The organism is Streptomyces sp. NPDC096105, assembly GCF_044763335.1.
Lineage (GTDB): Bacteria > Actinomycetota > Actinomycetes > Streptomycetales > Streptomycetaceae > Streptomyces.
Genome location: NZ_JBIWGC010000001.1, coordinates 129,504 through 154,217 on the forward strand (window position 1 = coordinate 129,504; position 24,714 = coordinate 154,217).

22 protein-coding genes are annotated in these 24,714 nt (G+C 72.2%); 6 read left to right on the top strand and 16 right to left on the bottom strand.

Translation table 11 applies throughout. The features are described from left to right. Positions 1-106: 106 nt before the first annotated feature. From ACIQ8B_RS00600 to ACIQ8B_RS00615, 4 genes are all read left to right on the top strand, one after another. Complete coding sequence (locus ACIQ8B_RS00600; RefSeq protein ID WP_403544193.1) at positions 107-1,453, top strand: DUF2252 domain-containing protein; 1,347 nt, start codon at positions 107-109, stop codon at positions 1,451-1,453. Between the two features lie 68 nt (positions 1,454-1,521). Beyond that, entirely contained in the window at positions 1,522-2,229 is a 708-nt protein-coding gene (locus ACIQ8B_RS00605) for a hypothetical protein (RefSeq protein WP_403544195.1), read from the top strand. Positions 2,230-2,327: 98 nt separating this feature from the next. After that, positions 2,328-3,140 carry a DsbA family protein gene (locus tag ACIQ8B_RS00610; RefSeq protein ID WP_403544197.1) on the top strand — a complete coding sequence of 271 codons (813 nt, stop codon included), beginning with the start codon at positions 2,328-2,330 and terminating at the stop codon, positions 3,138-3,140. An 89-nt stretch (positions 3,141-3,229) separates the two neighbouring features. After that, positions 3,230-4,912, top strand: a complete 1,683-nt coding sequence (locus ACIQ8B_RS00615; protein WP_290007124.1) for an alkaline phosphatase — start codon at positions 3,230-3,232, stop codon at positions 4,910-4,912. 21 nt (positions 4,913-4,933) lie between these two features. On the opposite strand, the gene ACIQ8B_RS00620 is transcribed toward ACIQ8B_RS00615, so the two are convergent. Further along, entirely contained in the window at positions 4,934-5,527 is a 594-nt protein-coding gene (locus ACIQ8B_RS00620) for a dienelactone hydrolase family protein (RefSeq protein WP_290007123.1), read from the bottom strand. Positions 5,528-5,634: 107 nt separating this feature from the next. On the opposite strand from ACIQ8B_RS00620, the gene ACIQ8B_RS00625 reads away from it, so the two are divergent. Further along, on the top strand, positions 5,635-6,756 hold the full coding sequence (locus ACIQ8B_RS00625; RefSeq protein WP_403544200.1) for a mechanosensitive ion channel family protein: 1,122 nt from the start codon (positions 5,635-5,637) through the stop codon (positions 6,754-6,756). 7 nt (positions 6,757-6,763) lie between these two features. Here ACIQ8B_RS00625 and ACIQ8B_RS00630 read toward each other — a convergent pair whose 3' ends face one another. The 6 genes from ACIQ8B_RS00630 to ACIQ8B_RS00655 all read right to left on the bottom strand — a co-directional run bounded on the left by ACIQ8B_RS00630 (position 6,764) and on the right by ACIQ8B_RS00655 (position 12,221). After that, positions 6,764-7,507, bottom strand: a complete 744-nt coding sequence (locus ACIQ8B_RS00630) for an SDR family NAD(P)-dependent oxidoreductase (RefSeq protein ID WP_403544202.1) — start codon at positions 7,505-7,507, stop codon at positions 6,764-6,766. A 51-nt stretch (positions 7,508-7,558) separates the two neighbouring features. Then, entirely contained in the window at positions 7,559-9,151 is a 1,593-nt protein-coding gene (locus ACIQ8B_RS00635; protein ID WP_403544204.1) for a Na+/H+ antiporter, read from the bottom strand. An 82-nt stretch (positions 9,152-9,233) separates the two neighbouring features. Further along, entirely contained in the window at positions 9,234-9,701 is a 468-nt protein-coding gene (locus tag ACIQ8B_RS00640) for a GNAT family N-acetyltransferase (protein WP_403544206.1), read from the bottom strand. Next, complete coding sequence (locus ACIQ8B_RS00645) at positions 9,698-10,642, bottom strand: RluA family pseudouridine synthase (RefSeq protein ID WP_290007118.1); 945 nt, start codon at positions 10,640-10,642, stop codon at positions 9,698-9,700. The genes ACIQ8B_RS00640 and ACIQ8B_RS00645 overlap by 4 nt, the downstream gene beginning before the upstream one ends. Positions 10,643-10,695: 53 nt before the next feature. Beyond that, a complete protein-coding gene (gene lspA, locus ACIQ8B_RS00650; RefSeq protein WP_403544209.1) occupies positions 10,696-11,334 on the bottom strand; it encodes a signal peptidase II in 639 nt (212 codons plus the stop codon). A 65-nt stretch (positions 11,335-11,399) separates the two neighbouring features. Beyond that, complete coding sequence (locus ACIQ8B_RS00655; protein ID WP_403544211.1) at positions 11,400-12,221, bottom strand: TraR/DksA family transcriptional regulator; 822 nt, start codon at positions 12,219-12,221, stop codon at positions 11,400-11,402. Between the two features lie 583 nt (positions 12,222-12,804). Between ACIQ8B_RS00655 and ileS the strand changes: the two genes are divergently transcribed. Next, entirely contained in the window at positions 12,805-15,948 is a 3,144-nt protein-coding gene (ileS, locus tag ACIQ8B_RS00660) for an isoleucine--tRNA ligase (protein ID WP_403544213.1), read from the top strand. 215 nt (positions 15,949-16,163) lie between these two features. Here ileS and ACIQ8B_RS00665 read toward each other — a convergent pair whose 3' ends face one another. The 9 genes from ACIQ8B_RS00665 to ftsW all read right to left on the bottom strand — a co-directional run bounded on the left by ACIQ8B_RS00665 (position 16,164) and on the right by ftsW (position 24,692). Next, positions 16,164-17,321, bottom strand: a complete 1,158-nt coding sequence (locus tag ACIQ8B_RS00665; RefSeq protein WP_403544215.1) for a DivIVA domain-containing protein — start codon at positions 17,319-17,321, stop codon at positions 16,164-16,166. A gap of 52 nt (positions 17,322-17,373) precedes the next feature. Next, complete coding sequence (locus ACIQ8B_RS00670; RefSeq protein ID WP_106414640.1) at positions 17,374-17,664, bottom strand: YggT family protein; 291 nt, start codon at positions 17,662-17,664, stop codon at positions 17,374-17,376. A 48-nt stretch (positions 17,665-17,712) separates the two neighbouring features. Beyond that, positions 17,713-18,354, bottom strand: coding sequence for a cell division protein SepF (locus ACIQ8B_RS00675; RefSeq protein ID WP_106414639.1), 642 nt, complete (start codon positions 18,352-18,354; stop codon positions 17,713-17,715). Between the two features lie 128 nt (positions 18,355-18,482). Beyond that, positions 18,483-19,202: a YggS family pyridoxal phosphate-dependent enzyme gene (locus tag ACIQ8B_RS00680; protein ID WP_403544218.1), complete on the bottom strand. Its 720-nt coding sequence runs from the start codon at positions 19,200-19,202 to the stop codon at positions 18,483-18,485. A 6-nt stretch (positions 19,203-19,208) separates the two neighbouring features. After that, a complete protein-coding gene (gene pgeF, locus ACIQ8B_RS00685; RefSeq protein ID WP_290007104.1) occupies positions 19,209-19,937 on the bottom strand; it encodes a peptidoglycan editing factor PgeF in 729 nt (242 codons plus the stop codon). Continuing rightward, positions 19,934-21,130 (bottom strand): cell division protein FtsZ, encoded by a 1,197-nt coding sequence (gene ftsZ, locus ACIQ8B_RS00690; protein ID WP_106414636.1) that lies wholly within the window; start codon positions 21,128-21,130, stop codon positions 19,934-19,936. The genes pgeF and ftsZ overlap by 4 nt, the downstream gene beginning before the upstream one ends. A gap of 288 nt (positions 21,131-21,418) precedes the next feature. Further along, a complete protein-coding gene (locus ACIQ8B_RS00695) occupies positions 21,419-22,213 on the bottom strand; it encodes a cell division protein FtsQ/DivIB (protein WP_290007102.1) in 795 nt (264 codons plus the stop codon). Between the two features lie 25 nt (positions 22,214-22,238). Continuing rightward, on the bottom strand, positions 22,239-23,333 hold the full coding sequence (murG, locus tag ACIQ8B_RS00700) for an undecaprenyldiphospho-muramoylpentapeptide beta-N-acetylglucosaminyltransferase (RefSeq protein WP_403544221.1): 1,095 nt from the start codon (positions 23,331-23,333) through the stop codon (positions 22,239-22,241). Positions 23,334-23,339: 6 nt separating this feature from the next. Then, entirely contained in the window at positions 23,340-24,692 is a 1,353-nt protein-coding gene (gene ftsW / locus ACIQ8B_RS00705; protein WP_290007100.1) for a putative lipid II flippase FtsW, read from the bottom strand. Positions 24,693-24,714 lie beyond the last annotated feature (22 nt).

The following is a 24,714-nucleotide window of genomic DNA, read 5'->3' on the forward strand; positions in this document are numbered from 1 at the left end:
GGTCGGGCCGGATCAGGGCCCGCGGGCCCGGCATGATCCGCACAGCACACCTAGGCAGGGGACGGAGCAGCCGTCCCCGGGATTCCGCACCAGGAGGCACCCAGCGATGTCGGTCCCGCAGCTCAACGACGAGCACCGCGGCGAGGAGATCCTCGCCGTCCTCGACACCGCGTTCGGCGAGCTCCTGGCCGCCGACCCGGCCGCGTTCCGGGTGAAGTTCCGGAAGATGGCGGCGTCGGCGTTCGCGTTCTACCGCGGGACGGCGAGCCTCTTCTACCACGACCTGTCCGCCGAGCACGCCGGGCACGGCGCCGACGCGCACAGCGGCCCGTACCTGGACGAGCGCACCTCGCGCGTGTGGATCCACGGCGACCTGCACGCGGAGAACTTCGGCACGTACATGGACTCCAACGGCCGCCTGGTGTTCAACGTCAACGACTTCGACGAGGCGTACGTCGGCCCCTTCCTGTGGGACCTGAGGCGCTTCGCCGCCTCCATGGCGCTGATCGGCTACGCGAAGGCGCTCAGCGACGAGCAGATCACCGGCCTGGTGTCGGTGTACGCGGCCGCCTACCGGGAGCGGATCCACGCCCTGGCGACCGGCGCGAAGGACGAGGAGGTGCCGCCGTTCACCCTGGACACCGCGCAGGGGCCGCTGCTGGACGTGCTGCGCGACGCCCGCTCGCTGACCCGTTTCTCGCTGCTGGACTCGATGACCGAGATCCGTGACTTCGAGCGCCGTTTCGCGCCCGGCGGCGGCGCGATCGAGCTGGACGCCGCCACCCGCTACAAGGTCCTGGCCGCCTTCGACGGTTATCTGGAGACGCTGCCGGACTCCTCGCTGGCCCGCCCGGACTCCTACCGCGTGAAGGACGTCGTGGGCCGCCGGGGCATCGGCATCGGCTCGGCCGGGCTGCCGTCGTACAACATCCTGCTGGAGGGGCACAGCGACGCCCTGGAGAACGACGTGGTGATCTACGTCAAGCAGGCGCAGACCCCCGCGGTCTCCCGGCACATCACGGACCCGGCGGTGCGCGCGTACTTCCTGCACGAGGGGCACCGCACGGTGATCTCCCAGCGGGCCCTGCAGGCGCACGCCGACCCGTGGCTGGGCTGGACCGAGCTGGACGGCGCCGGGCAGCTGGTCGCCGAGGTCTCGCCGTACGCGGTGGACCTGGACTGGAGCGACCTCGACGACCCGGAGGAGATGGCCCAGGTGGTCGCCGACCTGGGCCGGGCGACGGCGGCGATGCACGCGGCGGCGGACGACACCTCCGGCGAGTCGCTGGTGCCGTTCTCCACGGAGCGGGCCATCGACGCGGCGATCGCGGCCGACGAGGACGGGCTGGCGCCGCTGCTGGTGGACTTCGCCCACGACTACGGGGCGCGGGCCCGCCGCGACCACCAGATCTTCCTCGACCTGTTCCGCAACGGCAGGATCCCGGGACTGTGACCTTCCGCACATTCACAGGACCCCTTTAGGGACCCCTTAACGGAGCACGTGCCACACTCGTAGCCGCCATGGACATATCCGGACCCCAGCTCAGAGCCGTTCGCGCGACGCTGTTCACGGCTGTCGTCGTGACCCTCAGCACCGCGTCGCACGTGCTGCTGTCCGGGGCCCCGCTGCCGCTGAACACGGTGGCCGCGATCGGCGCCGCCGTGTTCCTCCTGGCCTACGCGCTCGCCGGACGGGAGCGTTCCTTCGGGCGGATCGCCGCCCTGCTGATCCCGCTGGAGCTGGCCGCCGACACGGTCTTCACCACCGGCCAGCACGTCTGCTACGGCCGGATGGGCGGCCCGGTGGCCGGTCCGCTGCGCTCCGTCGGGTTCGACGTGCTGTGCGGCGACGGCACCGGTGTGGGCGCGCCGCTGGCCCGGGTCACCGGGCACACCGCGGAGGGCGGCGACCAGGTGGCGGCGGTGCTGGCCGAGGCCGGCCCGGCGACCGCCTGGCTGCTGCTGGGCGCGCACATCGGGGTCGGCCTGTTCGCCGCCGCATGGCTGCGCCGCGGGGAGCGGGCGCTGGCCCAGCTGCTGAGCGCGGTCGCGGCCACGGCCTCGACCGCGGTCCGTCCGCTGCTGCTGGCCGTCGCGGTGGTGACCGTGCGCCGGGCGCCGAAGACGGGCCGCCCGGTCCGCACCCCGCACCGCGCCGCCGTGGCGCGCACCCTGCTCCTCGCGCACTCCCTGGGACGGCGCGGACCGCCGTGCCCCCTCGCCGTCTGAGGCCGGTCGCGCCCCGGGCGGTCGTCCGAGCACCAGCAGTCCCCCCCCCCGTACGAACCGAGCACACGACCGTGTGCGTCCCCTGTGGAGACATCACCATGAGCAAGCGGAACAGCCAGGCGGCCAAGACGGCGGCGCGCGAGCGGCTGCGCCAGGAGCGCGAGCGCCAGGCGAAGAAGTCGAAGGTCAAGCGGCAGCTCGTCGTCGCCGCGACGGTGGTCGGTGTGCTGGCCGCGGCCGGCGGCATCGGCTACGCGGTGGTCCAGGCGAACAAGCCGGACCACTGGGAGGCCGCGAAGGACGCCGAGCTGGTCAAGCCCGCGAACACCAGCGGCAAGGACGGCACGACCGTCGTCATCGGCAAGGCCGACGCGAAGAAGACCCTCGAGGTGTACGAGGACCCGCGCTGCCCGATCTGCGCCTCCTTCGAGCAGGCCGTCGGCGAGACGATCGAGAAGGACGTCGAGGAGGGCAAGTACAAGGTGCAGTTCATAGGCGCCTCCTTCCTGGACCGCAACCTCACCGGCGAGGGCTCGAAGAACGCGCTGAGCGCGCTGGGCGCCGCGCTGGACGTCAGCCCCGAGGCGTTCCTGGCGTACAAGGCGGCGCTCTACTCGGCGGAGTTCCACCCCGAGGAGACGGACGACAAGTTCGCGGACGACGCCTACCTGATCGAGATCGCCGACACGGTGGACGCCCTGAAGAACAACAAGGAGTTCCAGGCGGACGTGAAGGACGGCACCTTCGACCGCTGGGCGCTGGAGATGTCGGACAAGTTCGACAGCAGCGACGTCCAGGGCACGCCGACGGTGAAGATGGACGGCAAGAAGGTCACCGGCTCCGACGGGCAGAACGCGCCCATGACGGCGGCCGAGTTCACCACGGCGGTCGACAAGGCGCTGAAGGGCTGACGCGGAAGGCCGACGGCCGGCTGAAGAGCGGGCGAACTTTTCCCGGGTTCGCCCGCTTCCGCATGTACATGTCAGTAACCTGTTCGGCTGTGACCAGTCGACACAGATCAACCGAGAGCGCCGTCCCCGCCACCGCGGACACCGCCCCCCTCACCCCGCGCCGCCGTACGGTCGTCAAGGCGGCCGCCGCCGGCGCGGTGCTGGCCGGCCCGCTCGCCGCCGCGCTGCCCGCCCGCGCCGCCCGGCAGGCCCCCGCCTTCCTGCACGGCGTCGCCTCCGGCGACCCGCTGCCGGACGGCGTGCTGCTGTGGACCCGGGTGACGCCCACGCCGGACGCCCTCCCGGGCTCCGGCGCCGGCCCCGACACCGAGGTGCGCTGGACCGTCGCCCGCGACCGGGCGTTCACCGACGTCGTCGCGCGGGGCTCGGTCCTCGCCACCGCCGCCTCCGACCACACCGTCAAGGCGGACGTCCGCGGCCTGCGGCCCGCCACCGACTACTGGTTCCGCTTCTCCGCCGGCGGCGCCGACTCCCCCGCGGCCCGCACCCGCACGGCGCCCGCCGCCGACGCCGCCGTGACCGGACTGCGCCTCGGGGTGGTCTCCTGCGCCAACTGGGAGGCCGGGCACTTCGCGGCGTACCGCCACCTCGCGGCCCGCGGCGACCTGGACGCCTGGCTCCATCTGGGCGACTACATCTACGAGTACGGCACCGGCGACTACGGCACCCGCGGCACGGTCGTCCGCCCGCACTCCCCCGCCCACGAGATCGTCACCCTCGCCGACTACCGGGCCCGGCACGCCCGCTACAAGACCGACCCCGACCTCCAGGCGCTGCACGCCGCCGCCCCGGCGATCGCCATCTGGGACGACCACGAGTTCGCCAACGACGCCTGGTCCCAGGGCGCGGAGAACCACACCGAGGGCGCGGAGGGCGCCTGGGCCGCCCGCCAGGCCGCCGCCAGGCAGGCGTACTTCGAGTGGATGCCGGTCCGCCCGGCGGTCGAGGGCACCACCTACCGCCGGCTGCGCTTCGGCAGGCTCGCCGACCTGTCGCTGCTGGACCTGCGCTCCTTCCGGTCGCGGCAGGTCCCGCTCGGCGACGGCGACGTCGACGACCCCGGCCGCACCCTCACCGGCCGCGCCCAGCTCGACTGGCTGAAGGCGGGCCTGTCGGCGTCGGACACCACCTGGCGGCTGGTCGGCACCTCGGTGATGATCTCGCCGTTCGCGCTGGGCTCCCTGCCCGCGAGCCTGCTGAAGCCGCTCGCGAAGCTGCTCGGCCTGCCGCAGGAGGGGCTCGCCCTCAACACCGACCAGTGGGACGGCTACACCGCGGACCGCCGCGAGCTCCTCGCCCATCTGCGCGGCGACGCCATCCGCAACACGGTCTTCCTCACCGGCGACATCCACATGGCGTGGGCGAACGACGTACCGGTGAACGCCGGCACCTATCCGCTGTCGGCGTCCGCCGCCACGGAGTTCGTGGTCACCTCGGTCACCTCCGACAACCTCGACGACATCCTGAAGGTCTCCGAGGGCTCGGTCTCCGCCGTCGCCGCCCCGCTGATCCGGGCCGCCAACCGGCACGTGCACTGGGTGGACACCGACCGGCACGGCTTCGGGGTGCTGGACCTCACCGCCGAGCGGGCGCAGATGGACTACTACGTGCTGTCCGACCGCACGCGGGCGGACGCCTCCGCGGCCTGGGCCCGCTCCTACCGCACCCGCAGCGGCACCCAGAGGATCGAGCGGGCCGACGCGCCCGTCTGACCGCCGCCTCCCCGGCACGGATCAGTCCGCGTCCTCCCCGTCCTCCTCCAGCGCGCCGAGGAAGCCGAGCGCCACCCGCCAGGTGGCCTCGGCGGCCTCCTCGTCGTGGTCGGGCAGGCCGGGGTCGGTGTAGAGGTGTCCGGCGCCCGCGTACCGGTGGACCTCCACGTCGGCCCCGGCCCGGCCCATCCGCAGGTACCAGGCGGTGAGCCAGTCGTCGGTCTCGAACGGGTCGGGCTCGGCGACGTGCAGCTGCACCGGCAGCCCGTCGCACGTGGCGTTCTCCGCGATGTCGGAGGTGCCGTGCAGGAGCAGCAGGCCGCGCGCCTTGTCGTCGCCCAGGGCCAGCGTCTGCGCCACCGAGGCGCCGAAGGAGAACCCGGCGTACACCAGACCGCGCTCCGAGTAGGGCGCGGCCGCCAGGACGGCCCGCCTCAGCAGTTCGTCCTTCCCGGTCTCCTCCCGGTAGGCCATGCCCTCCTCGGCCGTGTCGAACGTGCGCCCCTCGAAGAGATCGGGCGTCCACACCTCGTGGCCGGCCGCGCGCAGCCGGTCCGCGGCCCGGTGCACCGCGGGGCGCAGTCCGTAGGCCGAGTGAAAGAGCATGATGTTCATGCCGCCCATGGTGCCAGCCGGGTGTGACGGAGCCCGCGGGCGGCACTACCCCGGAGCGGGCGGAAGTCACATGTTCATGCCCGTGCGGGCCGGTTAGGTTCGGGAGCATGGAAGACGTGCTGCGCCCGCTGATCGTGGTCGGCGGCTCGGTGGCGCTGACGCTGCTGCTCGGCTGGGCCACCGACCGGCTGCTGCGGAAGGCCGACGACCGCCACCACGAGACACCGCTGTGGGGCCTGCTGCGCCGGGCCCGCGTCCCCTACCAGCTGCTGCTCTGCGCCGCCCTGCTCAGAGGCTCCTACGACGAGGCGCGGCTGCTGACCTCCCACGAGGTGGCCGTCGGCCGGGTGCTGACCCTGGTGCTGATCGGCTCGGCCGCCTGGCTGACGATCCGGATCGCCGCCGCGGTCGTGGAGACCTCGTACACCCGGTACGCCAGCCACCACCGGGAGCGCAACCCGGCCCGGGTGCGCCGGGTGCGCACCCAGGTGACGCTGATCCGCCGGGTGGTGTCGGCGGTGGTGGGCGTGGTGGCGGTGGCCGCGATGCTGCTCACCTTCCCCGCGATGCGGGCGGCCGGGGCCTCGCTGCTGGCCTCGGCGGGCATCCTCGGCATCGTCGCCGGTGTGGCCGCCCAGTCCACGCTGGGCAACCTGTTCGCCGGGCTGCAGATCGCGTTCGGCGACATGGTGCGCATCGGCGACACCGTGGTGGTGGACGGCGAGTGGGGCACGGTGGAGGAGATCACCCTGACCTTCCTGACCGTGCGCACCTGGGACGAGCGCCGGATCACCATGCCGGTGTCGTACTTCACCTCCAAGCCGTTCGAGAACTGGTCGCGCGGCACCCCGCAGATGACCGGCACCGTGTACTGGCACGTGGACCACAGCGCTCCGCTGGAACTGATGCGGGAGAAGCTGCGCGACATCCTGCGGGAGTGTCCGGAGTGGGACGGCCGCGCCTACAACCTGACCGTCACGGACAGCACACCGAGCACCCTGGAGGTGCGGGCGCTGGTGACGGCCAAGGACGCGGACGACATCTGGACGGTCCGGGTCGCGGTCCGCGAGCAGATGATGCGCTTCCTGACCGACGAGCACCCCTACGCCCTGCCCCGGGTCAACACGGCCCACGCGGTGCCGCCGCCCCGCACCGGCCGGGAGAGCGCGCCGGACGACGGCGTGCCGATGACGCGCCGGCTCCACACCCGTCCGCCCCGGCAGCGCTGAGCGGTCCTCAGCACCCGCGCTCGGCGCCGCCGTTCACCTGGACGATCTGCGAGGTGATGTGCCCGGCGCCGGGCGAGGCGAGCCAGTGGAGGGTCGCCGCGACGTCACCGGGGCGGCCCGCGCGCCGGTTCGACGTCTCGGCGATCAGCGCCGCCCGCCGCTCCTCGTCCAGACCGTCGCCGCCGAAGAACGGCGTGTCCTCGACGTAGCCGGGCGCGACCACGTTCACGGTGATGCCGTGCGGCCCCAGCTCCCGGGCCAGGGCGTGGGCGTACGGGTGCAGCCCCGCCTTGGCCGCCGCGTACGACACCCGGCCGGAGCCGCGCCTCGCAGCGATGGAGCTGAGGAACAGCACCCGGCCGCCGGGCACGGCGAGCCGGTGCCGCAGCGCCTCGGTGAGCAGCACGGCGGTCAGCACGTTGAGCCGGAAGTTGACCGTCCAGTCGCGGGCGACGGCGTCGAGCGGGTCGTCGCCGCCCACCGGCGGTTCGAGCAGTCCGTTGCCGCCCGCGCAGTGGACGAGCACGTCCACGGCCCCGAACTCGCGCCCCACGAACCCGGACACGCCCCGCACGGCCTCGGGGTCGGCCAGATCGGCGGCGTGGACGAGGGCGCCGGGCACCCGGGCCCGCTCCAGGACGTCACCGCGCCGCCCGATGAGCAGCACCCGGTCACCGTCGGCGGCGAACGTCTGCGCGGTGGCGAGCCCGATGCCGGTGCCGCCGCCGCTGATCACAACATTGCGTGTCATGCCCCGACCCTACGGAGCGGGAAGCGGGGGGCGGCGGCAACGCGGCGGCGCTCAGCGCAGACTGCGCACGTCCAGATGACGCAGCACCCGGTCCACCACCTCGGGGTCGGCGCCCGGCTCGCTGCGCGCGGCGAGCACCTCGTGCCGGGCGGCGCTCAGCATCTCCTGCTCGATGCGCCGGACCCGCTTCAGCCGCCCGGCCCGCTGCCGGACCGCCTCGCGCCGCTCGTCGTCCGCCATGTCCGGGCTGATCCGCACCCCCACGTCGAACGCCCTGCGCAGCAACTGCTCGGACAGTTCCTCCGGCAGGTCCTCGGCGTCCTCGATCTCCCGCAGCCTGCGCCTGGCGGCCTTCGCGGCCCGGACCGCGAGCCGGCGCTCCAGCTCCTTCTCCCGCCCGGTGTCGCCGCGCACCCCCAGCTTGCCCACCAGCCACGGCAGCGTCAGCCCCTGCACCAGCAGCGTCCCCAGCACCACGCCGAACGCAATGAAGACGATCTCCGCGCGGGCGGGGAAGCCGCCCCCGGAGTCGGTCTCCAGCGGGATGGCGAGGGCCAGTGCGACGGACGCCACCCCGCGCATCCCGGACCACCACATCACCACGGTCTCGCGCCAGCTCAGCGGGATCTCCTCGCCGACGTCCCGCTCGGTGTGCAGCCGCTTGGTCAGCCAGGTGGCCGGCAGCAGCCACGCCAGCCGGACCAGCACGACCACCCCGACGACCATCCCCGACCAGCCCAGCAGCTCGCCCCAGTGACCGGCCGCGGCCTTGACCGCGTTGTGCAGCTCCAGGCCGACCAGCCCGAACGCCACACCGGTGACGAGGGTGTCCACGATGTCCCAGAAGGTGTGCCCGGCGAGCCGCGCCATCACGTCGTCGGCGCTGGTGGCGTACTCCATCAGGAACAGCGCGGTGACCAGCACCCCGAGGACGCCCGAGCCGTGCAGCTCCTCCGCGAGGACGTACGCGGCGAACGGCACCAGCAGGGTCAGGGCGACCTGGAGGGTGGGGTCGCCGAGCAGGTCCATCGCCTTGTTGGTGGCCCAGCCGAGCACCAGCCCGACGGCGATCGCCACCACCGCCGACAGGATCAGGTCGAGCCCGGCCGACCAGGGCGAGAAGGTGCCGCTCACGGCGGCGGTCACGGCCACGTGGTACAGCACGATCGCCGTGACGTCGTTGAACAGCCCCTCGCCCTCCAGGATGGACACCAGCCGGCGGGGCAGCCCCAGCTTGCCCGCGACGGCGGTCGCCGCGACCGGGTCGGGCGGCGCGACCAGCGCGCCCAGGGCGACGGCGGCGGCCAGCGGCAGCCCCGGCACGATCGCGTGGGCGACGACGGCGACGCAGAAGGCGGTGACGAAGACCAGCGCCACGGCCAGCAGCAGGATCGGCCGGACGTTGGCCGCGAACTGGCGCCAGGAGGTGCGGCGCACGGCGGCGTAGAGCAGGGGCGGCAGCAGCAGTGGCAGGATCAGTTCCGGCGGGACGTCGACGTTCGGCACGAACTCCAGCAGCGCCAGGACGATCCCGAACACCGTCATCAGCACCGGCGCCGGCAGCTTCAGCCGCTCCCCCACGGGGACGCTCACGACCGCCCCGAGCAACAGCACGAACAGCAGGGCCAGCTGATCCACGGTCACCGCTCCCGGGGGTCGGACGGTCGGTCAGGCAGTCTCCAGCCTGCCACGCGCCCCGCCCGCCGGCGCGCCCGCCCGGGCCCGGCTACAGGGCGCGCCGCATGGCCCGGTGCGGCATACCCGCGTCCGGGAACTCCGGCCCGTGGGCCGCGTAGCCGAGCCGCTCGTAGAAGCCGAGGGCGTGGGTCTGCGCGTGCAGGCCGACGCCGGTGAGGCCGCGCTCCCGGGCCGCCTCCTCGACGGCCCGCACGAGCGCCGCGCCGACCCCGAGACCGCGCGCCCGCCGCAGGACCGCGAGCCGGCCGAGCGAGCCGGCCGACGGGTCCCCGCCGTTCTTCGCCGCCGCGGCGGCGCCGTGCAGCAGCCGGGCGGTGCCGAGCGGGGTGCCGTCGTCCGCGACCGCGAGCAGGTGCACGGCGTCCGCGTCGTGGGCGTCGTACTCGATGTCCTCGGGCACGCCCTGCTCGGCGACGAAGACCTCCTTGCGGACCGCGAAGCAGGCCTCGCGGTCGGCGGGGTCCTCCGCGCCCCGGACCGTGACCGCCGGGCTCATGCGTACGTCTCCTCGCGGACCCGGTCGAGGGCCTGCCGCAGGTCGTCCGGGTAGTCGCAGGAGAACTCGGCCCACCGGCCGTCGCCGGGGTGCTCGAAGCCGAGGCGTACGGCGTGCAGCCACTGCCGGGTCAGCTTCAGCCGCTTCGCGAGGGTGGGGTCGGCGCCGTAGGTCAGGTCACCGACGCAGGGGTGGCGGTGGGCGGCCATGTGCACGCGGATCTGGTGGGTGCGGCCGGTCTCCAGCTTCACGTCCAGCAGGGACGCGGCACGGAACGCCTCGATCAGGTCGTAGTGGGTGACGGACGGCTTGCCGTCGGCGGTGACCGCCCATTTGTAGTCGTGCTGCGGGTGGCGGCCGATGGGGGCGTCGATGGTGCCGCTGGTCGGGTCGGGGTGGCCCTGCACCAGCGTGTGGTAGCGCTTGTCGACCGTGCGCTCCTTGAACTGGCGCTTCAGCGACGTGTACGCGTACTCGGACTTGGCGACCACCATCAGGCCGGAGGTGCCGACGTCGAGGCGGTGCACGATGCCCTGGCGCTCGGCGGCGCCGGAGGTCGAGACGCGGAAGCCGGCGGCGGCGAGACCGCCGATCACGGTCGGGCCGGTCCAGCCCGGGGAGGGGTGGGCGGCGACGCCGACGGGCTTGACGATCACGACCACGTCGTCGTCGTCGTGCACGATCTCCATGCCCTCGACCGGCTCGGCGACGACCTGCACCGGGGCGGGCGCCTGCGGCATCTCCACCTCGAGCCAGGCGCCGCCGCTGACCCGCTCGGACTTGCCGACCACCGACCCGTCGACCGTGACCTTCCCCGCGGCGGCGAGCTCGGCCGCCTTGGTGCGGGAGAAGCCGAACATGCGGGAGATGGCGGCGTCGACGCGCTCGCCCTCCAGGCCGTCGGGCACGGGCAGGGTACGGATCTCGGGAATCGTGCTCACCCGTCGAGTATGCCGGACGGGTCCGTCACTCCCGCACGGGAGTGACGGGGTCCTCAGTCCTTGTGGACCGTGCCGTCCGGGTCGAGACCCCGGAACGACAGCAGCACGATCAGGATGCCGCCGCACACGATGGCCGAGTCGGCCAGGTTGAACACGGCGAAGTGCTTGGGCGCGATGAAGTCGACGACCGCGCCCTCGAAGACGCCCGGCGAGCGGAAGATCCGGTCGGTGAGGTTGCCGAGGGCGCCGCCGAGGAGCAGGCCGAGCGCGATCGCCCAGGGCAGGCTGTAGAGCTTGCGGGCCAGGCGGAAGATCACCACGATCACCGCCGCCGCGATGACCGTGAAGATCACCGTGAACGCCTCGCCGAAGCCGAAGGCCGCGCCCGCGTTGCGGATCGCCTCGAAGCGCAGCCAGTCGCCGATGACCTCGATCGGCTCGTGGTGCTCCAGCTTGGCGACCACGATCATCTTGCTGACCAGGTCGAAGGCGTAGGCGACGGCGGCCACGGCGAACAGCACGGCGATCCGCCGCTTGCCGCGCGGCCGCTCCGCCTCCGCACCGTCGGCGGCACCGGCCGGCTCCCGGCCGTCCCGGTCCCGCAGGTCCCGGTCCTCTCCGTCCCGGTCCTGCCCGTCCCGGTCCGCGTCCGGAGTGTCCGGCGTACCGATGATGCGCTCCGCCTCTGCCACGTGAGTCCCTCAGCCTAGGTCCTTGACTGAGGACGAGGGTACGGCACGACCTGCGCGGCCGCCCCTCAGTACCGGCGCTCCTGCTTCTGCTTGCACCCGACGCACAGGGTGGCCCTCGGGAAGGCCTGCATCCGGGCCTTCCCGATGGGTTCGCCGCAGTTCTCGCACAGGCCGTAGGTGCCGGCGTCGAGCCGCTGGAGCGCCCGCTCGAACTGGTCGAGCATCTCGCGCGCGTTCGCGGCGAGGGCCAGTTCGTGCTCGCGCGTGATGTTCTTGGTGCCGGTGTCGGCGTCGTCGTGGCCCGCGCCGTCGCCGGGGTCGCGCATCAGGCCGGCCAGCGACCGCTCGGAGGAGCTGATCTCCTCGCGCAGCCGCAGTACCTCCGACATCAGCTCGGTCCGCGCCTCCTCGACCTCTTCCCCGGTCCACGGCTCCTCACCGGGACGCACCGCGAGCTCGCCCGGCTCCACCGCGCCGTGCCGGGCCTTGGGCACGGCGGTCGCCGCCGCTGTGGCCGCCGGGCCAGGAGTCTTCTTCGCACCCACCGTCGTCACTCCCGTCTGCGCCGCGGCGTCGGCCGCGCCCGCGTCGTCGGCCGCGCTGTGCCCGGCCCCATCCTGAGCGGACCCACTGGTCCTGACAGCACCGTTCCCCGCACGAGCGCCCTGACGGCCGCCCGCCCCCTGACCTCCGGCCGCCGCCTCGCCGGCGGCGGCCCGCGCCGGTTCCTCGCCGGCGGGCTTCCTCCCGGCGGCCTTCTCGCCGGCGGCCTTCGCGGTGGCCCTCCTGGAGGCCGTCGTCCCGGACGCCGCCGTCCCGGACACGGTCCCGGCCGCACCGGCCTCCGTACCGGCGGCCTCGGCCGCCGCACCCTTCTTCGCCACCATGGCCGCGGCCCCTTCACATTTTATGATCTTGCGCGCGAATCGTGCTGGGACGATAAATCGACTCGAGGCCCGCGGCAACGGGGCACACCGCCCGATTCCCTCGCCCCGCTCACGCCGCGCGGCGACCTGCATGCGTTGTGCCCAGCTACCCGCCGGGTATGCCACCCGCACACACGCCCCGTCGCTCCGAACAGACGTACTACGCCATTCGGGGCATCCCCGCGCGTACCGCCCCGGGAAAAGCGGTCGGCCGCCCACCGCGCCGCGCCGTACACTGGGCGGAGCGAAAAGCGTGGATGGGGACGAGTAGCGGCGTACGCAGCCCAGAGCGACCCGGGGACGGTGTGAGCCCGGGGGCGAGCGCGACGTGAAGATCACCCCGGAGCCGCCGGAAGAAAGCCGCAGCACACCGCGGTGGCGAGTAGAACCGGCATCGCGACCCGAATGAGGGGGCTCACCGGAGCGTACGGCGCACCGGGGGCCAAGGAGGGTGGTACCGCGGGAGCGCGCCGACGGCGGCGCAAGGACACAGCTCTCGTCCCTCCGGTCGGAAGGCAGCAAGTCCGCCGGAGGAAGCCCGCTGATGACAACGCCGACGTACCGCCCGGTACCCGCCCAGGTCGACCTGCCCGCCCTCGAGCACGCGGTGCTCGACTTCTGGCGCGAGCAGAAGATCTTCGCCAAGAGCCTGGAGCAGTCCGAGGGCCGCCCCGAGTGGGTGTTCTACGAGGGTCCGCCCACCGCCAACGGCATGCCCGGCGCCCACCACATCGAGGCCCGCGTCTTCAAGGACGTCTTCCCCCGCTTCCGCACCATGCGCGGCTACCACGTGGCCCGCAAGGCCGGCTGGGACTGCCACGGCCTCCCGGTGGAGCTCGCCGTCGAGAAGGAGCTCGGCTTCTCCGGCAAGCAGGACATCGAGGCGTACGGCATCGCCGAGTTCAACGCCAGGTGCCGCGAGTCGGTGACCCGGCACACCGACGCCTTCGCCGAGCTGACGACCCGCATGGGGTACTGGGTCGACCTCGACGAGGCCTACCGCACCATGGACCCGGAGTACGTCGAGTCCGTCTGGTGGTCGCTGAAGGAGATCTTCAAGAAGGGCCTGCTGGTCCAGGACCACCGCGTCGCCCCCTGGTGCCCCCGCTGCGGCACCGGCCTGTCCGACCACGAGCTGGCGCAGGGCTACGAGACGGTCGTCGACCCGTCGGTCTACGTCCGCTTCCCGCTCACCTCCGGCCCGCTGGCCGGCGAGGCGGCCCTGCTGGTGTGGACGACCACCCCGTGGACCCTGGTGTCCAACACCGCGGTCGCCGCGCACCCCGAGGTCGCCTACGTCGTCGCGACCGACGGCGAGGAGAAGCTGGTCGTCGCCGAGCCGCTGGTCGAGAAGGCGCTCGGCGAGGGCTGGGAGACCACCGGCGAGACCTTCACCGGCGCCGAGATGGAGCGCTGGACGTACCGGCGCCCCTTCGAGCTGGTGGAGTTCCCCGCCGAGGCCCACTACGTGGTCAACGCCGAGTACGTCACCACCGAGGACGGCACGGGTCTGGTCCACCAGTCCCCCGCCTTCGGTGAGGACGACCTCAGGGTCTGCCGCTCCTACGGCCTGCCCGTGGTCAACCCGGTCCGCCCCGACGGCACCTTCGAGGAGGACCTGCCGCTGGTCGGCGGGGTCTTCTTCAAGAAGGCCGACGAGCAGCTCACCGAGGACCTCCAGCAGCGCGGTCTGCTGTTCCGGCACCTGCCGTACGAGCACAGCTACCCGCACTGCTGGCGCTGCCACACCGCGCTGCTCTACTACGCGCAGCCGTCGTGGTACATCCGCACCACCGCCGTCAAGGACCGCCTGCTCCAGGAGAACGAGAACACCAACTGGTTCCCGGACACGGTCAAGCACGGCCGCTACGGCGACTGGCTGAACAACAACATCGACTGGGCGCTGTCCCGCAACCGCTACTGGGGCACTCCGCTGCCCATCTGGCGCTGCGAGAACGACCACCTCACCTGCGTCGGCTCGCTCACCGAGCTGACCGAGCTGACCGGCGCCGACCAGTCGGGGCTCGACCCGCACCGCCCGTACATCGACGAGGTCGCCTTCGCCTGCCCGCAGGACGGCTGCGGCGCCACGGCCACCCGCGTCCCCGAGGTCATCGACGCCTGGTACGACTCGGGCTCCATGCCGTTCGCGCAGTGGGGCTACCCGTACAAGAACAAGGAACTGTTCGAGTCCCGGTACCCGGCGCAGTTCATCTCCGAGGCCATCGACCAGACCCGCGGCTGGTTCTACACGCTGATGGCGGTCGGCACACTGGTCTTCGACAAGTCCTCCTACGAGAACGTCGTCTGCCTCGGCCACATCCTCGCCGAGGACGGCCGCAAGATGTCCAAGCACCTGGGCAACATCCTGCAGCCGATCCCGCTGATGGACCAGCACGGCGCGGACGCGGTCCGCTGGTTCATGGCGGCCGGCGGTTCCCCCTGGGCGGCCCGCCGCGTGGGCCACGGCACCATCCAGGAGGTCGTCCGCAAGACGCTCCTCACGTACTGGAACACGGTCGCCTTCCAGGCCCTGTACGCCCGCACGTCGAACTGGGCGCCGAGCGAGGCCGACCCGGCCCCCGCCGAGCGTCCGGTGCTGGACCGCTGGCTGCTGTCCGAACTGCACGCCCTCACCGACCAGGTGACCCAGGCGCTGGAGAACTACGACACCCAGCGGGCCGGCAAGCTGCTGTCGGCGTTCGTCGACGACCTGTCCAACTGGTACGTCCGCCGCTCCCGCCGCCGCTTCTGGCAGGGCGACAAGGCCGCGCTGCGCACCCTGCACGAGGTCGTGGAGACGGTGACGAAGCTCATGGCCCCGCTCACCCCGTTCATCACCGAGCGGGTCTGGCAGGACCTGGTCGTCCCCGTCACGCCGGGCGCGCCGGAGTCGGTGCACCTGTCCTCGTGGCCGGAGGCGGACCTGTCCGCCGTGGACCCGGAGCTGTCCCGCCAGATGGCGCTGGTGCGCCGCCTGGTGGAGCTGGGCCGCGCCACGCGCGCCGAGTCGGGCGTCAAGACCCGTCAGCCGCTGCGGCGCGCCCTGGTCGCGGCGGCCGGCTTCGACGGCCTCGGCCCGGAGCTGCACACGCAGATCACCGAGGAGCTGAACGTCGAGTCGCTGGCGCTGCTGTCCGAGGTGGGCGGCTCGCTGGTGGACACCACCGCCAAGGCCAACTTCCGCGCGCTCGGCAAGCGGTTCGGCAAGCGGGTCCAGGACGTGGCCAGGGCGGTCGCCGGCGCGGACGCCGCCGCGCTGTCCCTGGCCCTGCGCGAGGGCACGGCCTCGGTGGAGGTCGACGGTGAGACGATCACCCTCTCCCCGGACGAGGTGATCATCACGGAAACCCCGCGCGAGGGCTGGTCGGTGGCGTCCGACGCGGGCGCCACGGTCGCCCTGGACCTGGAGATCACCGAGGACCTGCGCCGCGCCGGTCTGGCCCGTGACGCGATCCGGCTGATCCAGGAGGCCCGCAAGAACAGCGGCCTGGACGTGGCCGACCGGATCGCCCTGCGCTGGACGTCGGACGACGCCGCCACGGTGGCCGCGCTGACCGAGCACGCGGAGCTGATCGCCGACGAGGTGCTCGCCACGGACTTCGCCCAGGGCGAGGCGGACGACGCCTACGGCGCCCCGTTCACCGACGAGGGCCTGTCGCTGACGTTCCGCCTGCGCAAGGCGTAACCACCGTCACACGCCGAAGGCCCGGCCCCGAGCGGAGAAATCTCCGGGGGCCGGGCCTTCGGCGTTGCGCACGTCGGACATGTCCGCCGCATCCGAACAAACGGCACGAACAACGTGAACACGCGTAGCACAAGGGCGGGGCCCCGGGTTGGTGAACCCGGGGCCCCGCCCTGAACGCTGCCGACTTCTACGCCGTACCTATGACCGCGGGGCCGTCAGTTGTCGTCCTCGTCGATCAGGAAGCCACGCATCGGCGAGGGCGCCTGGCCCATCGGCGACGGGCCCTGCGGACGGACCGGAGCCATGGGCTGGGTCATCGCCGGCTGCATCTGCTGCTGACCGCCGTACGACGGGCCGGACTGGCCGCCGGGGCCGCCGCCCATCCCCTGGTTGCCGTAGGACGAGGCACCCGCGCCGGCCGGGGCCATCGAGGGCGCCGGGAGGGACGGAGCCGCGCTCGCGGGCTGGCGCGGCGGGGCGAGCGAGTCGTCCGCCTGCGTCTCCAGCTGACGCAGCTGCGACTCCAGGTAGGACTTCAGCCGCGTGCGGTACTCGCGCTCGAAGCCGCGCAGGTCCTCGACCTTGCGCTCCAGCGTGGCGCGGGCGGACTCCAGGGAGCCCATCGCGACACGGTGCTTCTCCTGCGCGTCCCGCTCCAGGGCGTCGGCCTTGGCACGGGCGTCACGCTCGAGACCCTCGGCACGCGAACGCGCCTCGCCCACGATCTTGTTGGCCTCGGAACGGGCCTCCGCGATCGCCTGGTCGGCGGTCTGCTGGGCCAGCGACAGGACGCGCGCGGCGCTGTCGCCACCGGGGCCCCCCTGACCGGGGAGACCGGGACCGCCCATGGGACCGCCCATCGGGCCGCCAGGGCCCATCTGCCCCTGCATCGGGCCGCCCTGGCCCATCGGGCCGCCCTGGCCCATCGGCCCGGGACCCTGGCCCATGGGGCCGGGACCCTGCGGGCCGCCCTGTCCGCCGGGGCCGGCGGGCAGCTGAGGAGCACCGCTCGGCAGCTGGGGCGGGCCACCCATGGGGCCGCCCATCTGCTGCTGCGGCGGGCCCGATATGCCGGCGGGCACCGGACCACCGGGACCTCGCATGCCCTGCTGCGGCATGCCGGGAGGCGGACCCTGCTGTTGTTGCTGCTGGTCCGGCCCCTCCGGAGGCTTGCGCATGTTCTGCTGGTTCTGGGCGGCGGCGCGGGTGGCCGCGGCCAGCTTGGCGCGCAGGTCCTCGTTCTCGCGGAGCAGGCGCGTCAGTTCGGCTTCGACCTCGTCGAGGAAGGCATCGACCTCGTCCTCGTCATAGCCTTCTCGGAGGCGGACGGTCGTGAACTGCTTGTTCCGCACGTCCTCGGGGGTCAACGGCATCTCTTCACCTCAACGTAGTCATCGGCAGTCGGCAAGACCGTATCGTCCACTGTCACCTCGCGAGATTGCCCACGATCGAGATGAGGACGTAGACGATGATCATCAGTACGAAGAAGGACAGGTCGAGCGCCACGCCCCCGAGACGCAGCGGCGGGATGAACCGCCGCAGAAGCTTCAGCGGTGGATCGGTGACAGTGTAGGTGGCCTCCAGGACGACCACCATCGCCTTGCCGGGTTGCCATGAGCGGGCGAACTGGAACACGTAATCCATGACCAAACGGAAGATCAGCACGATGAGGAACACCATCAGCGCGATGTAGATCACCTGCGCGAACACGCTCATGGTCTGTTTTTCCCTCTCCCCTGCGCCGCTCTTGTCCGGTCCTGCGTCTCAGCTCTGGTTGAAGAACCCGCCCTCTGCGATGCGGGCCTTGTCCTCCGCCGTGACATCGACGTTAGCAGGCGACAACAGGAACACCTTCTGCGTCACCCGCTCGATACTGCCGTGAAGACCAAACACCAAACCGGCCGCAAAGTCGACAAGTCGCTTCGCGTCTGTGTCATCCATCTCAGTCAGATTCATGATCACCGGAGTGCCCTCACGGAAGTGTTCCCCGATGGTACGGGCCTCGTTGTAGGTCCGGGGGTGGAGCGTGGTGATCCGGTAAGGCTCTCGTTCCGACACGACCTTGGGCATGATCACCGGTGCGTTCTTCTCCAGGCTGGCGCGTTCTTGTGTGATGGATGCCACGGGCGCGATCCGCGCCGGGCGTGGCGATTCCGCGGGCAGCGAAGCGGAACGGGACACCGGTTCGCGGGGCGCGGGTGGGTGAACGACTCGTACCTCTTCGTCCCTTTGGGGCTGATGTGCGCCGTGGGACTGGTGCGACGACTCGTGCCGCCGGTGGTCCCGCTCCGGCTCCGGGTCGAGTTCCGGTTCGAAATCGTCGTCTGGGTCGAATCCGCGGCCGTCGTACCCATCGTCCTCCACGAGGCCGAGGTAGACCGCCATCTTGCGCATCGCGCCGGCCATGCTTCGAGTCCTCCGCTCTGTGGTGGATCCGCTGACGACCGCCAAGTGCCCGCGATCCACTGGGTCCTTACTCCGCCATTGGGCGGAAATGACCATATTTTCTGCTGTGGTCCGACTTCTTGGCGACGTTACCCGAGCCTGGGGCGGACTCCGAGTACCGCGCTGCCGACGCGCACATGTGTCGCTCCGGCGGCCACGGCCTGTTCGAGGTCCGCGCTCATCCCTGCCGAGACCATGTTCGCAGCCGGATGGGTCCGGCGCAGGTCGGCCGACAGATCCATCAACCGCTCGAAGGCCGCCTGTTGACGGCCGGCGTACTCCCCGGTGAGCGGCGCGACGGTCATCAGGCCGTCCAGCCGCAGCCCTTCGGCCCCGGCCACCAGGCCGGCCAGCTCCGCGACGCCCGGGGGCGCCACGCCGCCGCGCTCGCCCCGGCCGTCGACGCCGGCGTCGAACGCCACCTGGATGAGGCAGCCGACCTCGCGCCCGGCCCGGACGGCCTCCTTGGAGAGCGCCGACACAAGACGGGCACGGTCGACGGACTGCACGACATCGGCATAACCGACCACCGAACGCACTTTGTTGGTCTGGAGCTGACCGACGAAATGCCACGCAAGGGGCAGATCCGCGCATGCCGCCGCCTTCGGGGCGGCGTCCTGGTCGCGGTTCTCGGCGACGTGCCGCACGCCGAGCTCGGAGAGGATGCGCACGTCGCTCGCGGGCCAGGTCTTGGTGACCACGATCAGCGTCACTTCGTCACGGCCGCGACCGGCCGCGTCGCACGCGGCGGCGATCCGCTCCTCCACTCTCGCCAGGTTCGCTGCGAGTTCGTCCTTACGGTCCTTCATGTCCCATCAGTCCAGCCACACATAAGCCGCGAGCCGCCCGGTGGTGCGGTCACGGCGGTACGAGAAGTGATCGCCCGACTCCCGTGTGCACACGGGCGAGCGCTCGCGGGCGAGGACGCCCAGCCGCTCGAGTTGCGCGTGCACACCCGCGACGACGTCGACCGCCGGGGTGCCCCAGCCGGTCTCGGCGTACGCCGCCGGCTCGGCCGCGGCCACGTCGGCGCGCATCCCCTCGGGTACCTCGTAGCACCGGCCGCACACCGCGGGTCCGGTGCGCGCGACGATCCGGGCCGGGTCCGCGCCCAGACCGGTCATGGCCCGTACGGCGGCCGGGACCACGCCGGCGACCAGTCCGGGCCGGCCCGCGTGCGCCGCGGCCACGACGCCCGCCACGGGGTCGGCCAGCAGCACCGGCACGCAGTCGGCGGTGAGCACGGCGAGGGCGAGTCCGCGCCGCGCGGTGACGATCGCGTCCACCTCGGGCACGGGACGGTCGCCCCACGGCTCGTCGACGACGACCGCGTCGGCCCCGTGCACCTGGTTCATCCAGACCACGCGGGCCGGGTCGACGCCGAGCGCCTTGGCGGCCAGGTCCCGGTTGGCGCGCACGGCTTCGGGGTCGTCCCCGACCGCGCCCCCGAGGTTGAGCTCCTCATACGGAGCGGCGCTCACCCCGCCCCACCGGTCGGTGAAGCCGAAGTGCGCGCCGCTCACGTGTCCGCGCTGTCCTATCACTTCAGGAAGTCCGGGACGTCCAGTTCCTCGGCCGCGCTGTCGTAGCTCCGGGACGGCGGGACGGGGGGCTGGACGGCCGGGATGTCGGCCACGGGCTCGGGGGCCGGGGCCGGCTCCGGGTCCTCCTTCGGCGTGACGCTGCCGAGCGAGCCGAAGGAGGGGCGGCTCTCCGGCCGGGCGGCCGGGGCGGGCTCCTCGCGCTTGACCGAGGAGGAGCCGAGGACGTTGTCCCGCTTGGCGGGCGGCTGGCCGCCGTCGAAGCCGGCGGCGATGACGGTGACCCGGACCTCGTCACCGAGGGCGTCGTCGATCACCGCGCCGAAGATGATGTTGGCCTCCGGGTGGGCGGCCTCGCTGACCAGCTGGGCGGCCTCGTTGATCTCGAACAGGCCGAGGTCGGAGCCGCCGGAGATGGAGAGCAGCACCCCGCGGGCGCCGTCGATGGACGCCTCCAGCAGCGGGGAGGAGATGGCCATCTCGGCCGCGGCCACCGCGCGGTCGTCGCCGCGGGCCGAGCCGATGCCCATGAGGGCCGAACCGGCCTCGGACATGACCGACTTGACGTCGGCGAAGTCGAGGTTGATGAGGCCGGGGGTGGTGATGAGGTCGGTGATGCCCTGCACGCCGGAGAGCAGGACCTGGTCCGCCGACTTGAAGGCGTCGAGAACCGACACCTGGCGGTCGGAGATGGACAGCAGCCGGTCGTTGGGGATCACGATGAGGGTGTCGACCTCTTCGCGGAGCTCCGCGATGCCGTCCTCGGCCTGGTTCGCGCGGCGCCGTCCCTCGAAGGTGAACGGGCGCGTGACCACGCCGATGGTGAGAGCACCGAGGGAACGGGCGATGTTGGCCACGACGGGCGCGCCGCCGGTGCCGGTGCCGCCGCCTTCACCGGCCGTCACGAAGACCATGTCGGCCCCCTTGAGGACCTCCTCGATCTCCTCGCGGTGGTCCTCGGCGGCCTTGCGGCCGACGGCCGGGTTCGCTCCGGCGCCGAGTCCGCGGGTGAGTTCACGGCCGACGTCGAGCTTGACGTCGGCGTCGCTCATCAACAGCGCCTGCGCGTCGGTGTTGATGGCGATGAACTCGACGCCCTTGAGACCGACCTCGATCATCCGGTTGATGGCATTGACACCACCGCCGCCGACACCGATGACTTTGATGACTGCGAGGTAGTTCTGCGGTGCTGCCACGTCGAAGGCCTCTCGCCTCGAGTTACGTGTCGCCGGAGCGCCGGAGCACCTGCTGCCCCGCGACCCGACGACTGATGCCGAATGGGACGGTCCGTATCGCCGACCCGAACCCTAACGTTGAAGTTTAGGGTTACCAGTGTGTCTGTTCCCTGGAGTCTTCTGAACAGGACACTAAGTCGACACGTGGCGCACGTTCAACGAACACGCCGAACCTCCCGTTTTTCTTTTCACCCTATGTGATCAGCCGTGTCGCTGCCCAACCAGGGTGCTGGCCTGCGCTGATGTGCGTCAACTCCCTGATGACGCGGGGGCGCTGGGAACGCTGACGTCGAAGTGCCGTGCGCCGGGCTCCGCTTTCATCAGCGCGGTGAGGGCGCGCCCCTTCCGCGCCCCTTGCTCACTGCTGCCCCAGTCGACGGTACGGCCGTCCTCCAGTTCCAGCGAGATGTCGTCGTAGGAACGGACCTTGACGCTGCGGGTCCCGGACGCCAGGGACTCGGGGACGGAGCCGGCCACGCGCACCGCCTCCCGCACCAGACGGTCCTCGCCGAAGCGCCGGAGGCTGGCCGCCGCGGAACCGGAACGGGAGAGGTCCATCTCCAGCGCGGGCACCCCCTCGGGCGCCTCGGCGACGGTGGCGAACCGGACGCCGTCGTCGTCCACTTCGACGAACCTGCCGCCCTGGTGGACGAGGAGGACGGCGGTGCGTTCGGTGACCTCGAGCTCGATCCCGTCGGGCCAGGAGCGGACCACGTCGATGGTGTCGATCCGGGGCAGCGCCTCGGCGGCCCGCTTCTCGATGGCCCCGGTGTCGACGGAGACGAGCTGTTCCCCGAGCGGCACGTCGGCCGCCTCGCGCACCTGGTCCGGAGTCAGTACGGCGGTCCCGGACACCGAGACGCGCTCGACGCGGACCAGATCGGAGCCGTACAGCAGCCAGAAGGCGCCGCTGCCGAGGAACAGGAGGACGACCGCCGATGCGATGATCAGACGAAGACGCCGTCGCCGTACGGCTCGTACGGGTGGCGGGCCGGACGACTCCCGCCTGCGTCCGCCGCGCTCGGCGGTCGTCGATCCGGCCACGTCCCCTGCCTTCCGTCACATGCCTCTACCTGTGGGCACGGGCGGCGATCGCCTCGTGCACCATGCCGACGAGCAGGTCGTCGGCGTCCCGGCGGCCGAACTCGCTCGCGGCGCGGGACATCTCGTACAGCCGGTGCGGGTCGGCGAGCACGGGCAGGACGTTCTGCTGCACCCACTCGGGGGTGAGGTCCGCGTCGTCGACCAGCAGTCCGCCGCCGGCCTTCACCACCGGCTGGGCGTTGAGCCGCTGTTCGCCGTTGCCGATGGGCAGCGGGACGTAGGCGGCCGGGAGCCCGACGGCGGAGAGTTCGGCGACGGTCATCGCGCCCGCGCGGCAGAGCATCATGTCGGCCGCGGCGTACGCGAGGTCCATCCGGTCCAGGTAACTTACCGGGATGTAGGGGGGCATGCCCGGCATCTGCTGCACCTGCGGCAGTTCGTTCTTCGGGCCCACCGCGTGCAGGATCTGGATGCCGGCCTGCTGCAGCCACGGGGCGACCTGCTGGACCACCTCGTTGAGCCGGCGGGCGCCCTGCGAACCGCCCGAGACCAGCAGGGTCGGCAGGTTGGGGTCGAGGCCGAACGCGGCGCGCGCCTCGGGGCGTACGGCGGCCCGGTCGAGGGTGGCGATGGAGTGCCGCAGCGGGATGCCGATGTAGCGCGCGTTGCGCAGCTTGCTGTCCGGGGTGGCGACGGCGACCTGGGCGGCGTACCGGGAACCGATCTTGTTGGCGAGGCCGGGGCGGGCGTTGGCCTCGTGGATGACGATCGGCACGCCGAGCCGCTTGGCCGCGAGGTAGCCGGGCAGGGCGACGTAGCCGCCGAAGCCGACCACCACGTCGGCCCGGGTGCGCTCCAGGATCTGCTCGGCCGCCTTGATGGTGCCGCGCAGCCGTCCCGGAACGGTGATCAGTTCGGGGGTCGGCTTGCGTGGCAGCGGAACGGCGGGAATCAGCGCCAGTTCGTACCCGCGCTCGGGTACGAGACGGGTCTCCAGGCCTCGCTCCGTGCCCAGGGCCGTGATGCCCACGGTCGGATCCTGCCTGCGCAGCGCGTCCGCGAGGGCGAGCGCGGGCTCGATGTGGCCCGCGGTTCCTCCGCCGGCGAGTACGACATGCACCGAAATTCACCGCTCTCCGGACGAACGCGCCCCCGGGGCACGCCGTCGCATCGTGTTCCATCTCCGGGGCCGCTGAGAACCCCTGATCCGCTTTTTACCAAAGCGGGGTTGCCGCATCGCAAGCGCCATCCGCGCTGCGGGGTCCTCACGCGCGAAGGCGATCAGCAGCCCGACGGCGAACATGGTCGGCAGCAGGGCGGACCCGCCGTAGGAGAACAGCGGGAGCGGGACTCCGACGATCGGCAGCAAGCCGAGCACCGCACCGATGTTGATCACGGCCTGCGCCGTGATCCAGGTGGTCACGCCTCCCGCGGCATACCTGACGAAGGGGTCCTCCGTGCGTCCGGCCACGCGGATACCCGCATAGCCTAGAGCGGCGAACAGGGCGAGCACCGACAGCGTCCCCGCCAGGCCCAGTTCCTCACCGGTGACGGCGAAGATGAAGTCCGTGTGCGCTTCGGGCAGTTCGCCCCACTTCTCCAGACTCGCACCGAGTCCGGAGCCGAAGATCCCGCCGGACGCCAGGGCGTAGATGCCGTGCACGGCCTGCCAGCAGTCGACCGGACCGGTCTGCGGCTCGGTGGCGCCGAGACAGGCGAGCCGGGCCATGCGGTTCTCGCTGGTGCGGATGAGGATCGCGGCGAGCACCACGGCGACCGCCAGCACCCCGGCGAACAGCCGGGTCGGCGCCCCCGCCAGCCACAGCAGGCCGAAGAGGATCGCGGTGAGGATGATGGCGGTGCCCATGTCGCCGCCGAGCATGATCAGCCCGAGCAGCATGAACGCGGCCGGCACCAGCGGCACCAGCATGTGCTTCCACTGGGCCAGCAGCCGCTTGTCCTGTTTGCGGGCGAGCAGGTCGGCGCCCCACAGCACCAGCGCCAGCTTGCCGAACTCGCTGGGCTGGAGCTGGAAGGAGCCGCCGAGGGCGATCCAGTTCTGGTTGCCGTTGACCGCGACCCCTATCCCCGGCACCTGCACCAGGGCCATCAGGACGACGGCCCCCGCGAGGATGGGGTAGGCGAGCGCCCGGTGCAGCTTCACCGGCATCCGGGAGGCCACCAGCAGCAGCACGGCGCCGATCACGGCGGCCAGCAGCTGCTTGCGGAAGAAGTACGAGCCGGGCAGCGACATCTGCAGCGCCGTGATCTGGGAGGCCGAGTAGACCATCACCAGGCCCAGCACGGTGATCAGCAGGCTGCCGCCGAGGATGACGTAGTACGCGGTCAGCGGCCGGTCCCAGGCCCTGCGCGCCCGGGTCACCAGGGTGCGCAGGGGATTCTCGCGCGGGGGGCGGGGCACGACGGGGCGCCGGGCGGCCCGCTGGACGGGCGGCCGGCCGGTACGGCTACTGGACATCACGACCTCCGCGGTACGCCGG

Coding starts and splice junctions, on each gene's coding strand:
- ACIQ8B_RS00640 (WP_403544206.1), bottom strand. CDS start 9,701: ATGAGCCCGGCGGTCACGGTCCGGGGCGCGGAGGACCCCGCCGACCGC.
- ftsW (WP_290007100.1), bottom strand. CDS start 24,692: ATGTCCAGTAGCCGTACCGGCCGGCCGCCCGTCCAGCGGGCCGCCCGG.
- ACIQ8B_RS00600 (WP_403544193.1), top strand. CDS start 107: ATGTCGGTCCCGCAGCTCAACGACGAGCACCGCGGCGAGGAGATCCTC.
- ACIQ8B_RS00670 (WP_106414640.1), bottom strand. CDS start 17,664: ATGAGCGTGTTCGCGCAGGTGATCTACATCGCGCTGATGGTGTTCCTC.
- ACIQ8B_RS00665 (WP_403544215.1), bottom strand. CDS start 17,321: ATGCCGTTGACCCCCGAGGACGTGCGGAACAAGCAGTTCACGACCGTC.
- ACIQ8B_RS00630 (WP_403544202.1), bottom strand. CDS start 7,507: ATGACACGCAATGTTGTGATCAGCGGCGGCGGCACCGGCATCGGGCTC.
- ACIQ8B_RS00655 (WP_403544211.1), bottom strand. CDS start 12,221: ATGGTGGCGAAGAAGGGTGCGGCGGCCGAGGCCGCCGGTACGGAGGCC.
- ACIQ8B_RS00610 (WP_403544197.1), top strand. CDS start 2,328: ATGAGCAAGCGGAACAGCCAGGCGGCCAAGACGGCGGCGCGCGAGCGG.
- ileS (WP_403544213.1), top strand. CDS start 12,805: ATGACAACGCCGACGTACCGCCCGGTACCCGCCCAGGTCGACCTGCCC.
- ACIQ8B_RS00675 (WP_106414639.1), bottom strand. CDS start 18,354: ATGGCCGGCGCGATGCGCAAGATGGCGGTCTACCTCGGCCTCGTGGAG.
- ACIQ8B_RS00625 (WP_403544200.1), top strand. CDS start 5,635: ATGGAAGACGTGCTGCGCCCGCTGATCGTGGTCGGCGGCTCGGTGGCG.
- ACIQ8B_RS00680 (WP_403544218.1), bottom strand. CDS start 19,202: ATGAAGGACCGTAAGGACGAACTCGCAGCGAACCTGGCGAGAGTGGAG.
- ACIQ8B_RS00605 (WP_403544195.1), top strand. CDS start 1,522: ATGGACATATCCGGACCCCAGCTCAGAGCCGTTCGCGCGACGCTGTTC.
- ACIQ8B_RS00620 (WP_290007123.1), bottom strand. CDS start 5,527: ATGAACATCATGCTCTTTCACTCGGCCTACGGACTGCGCCCCGCGGTG.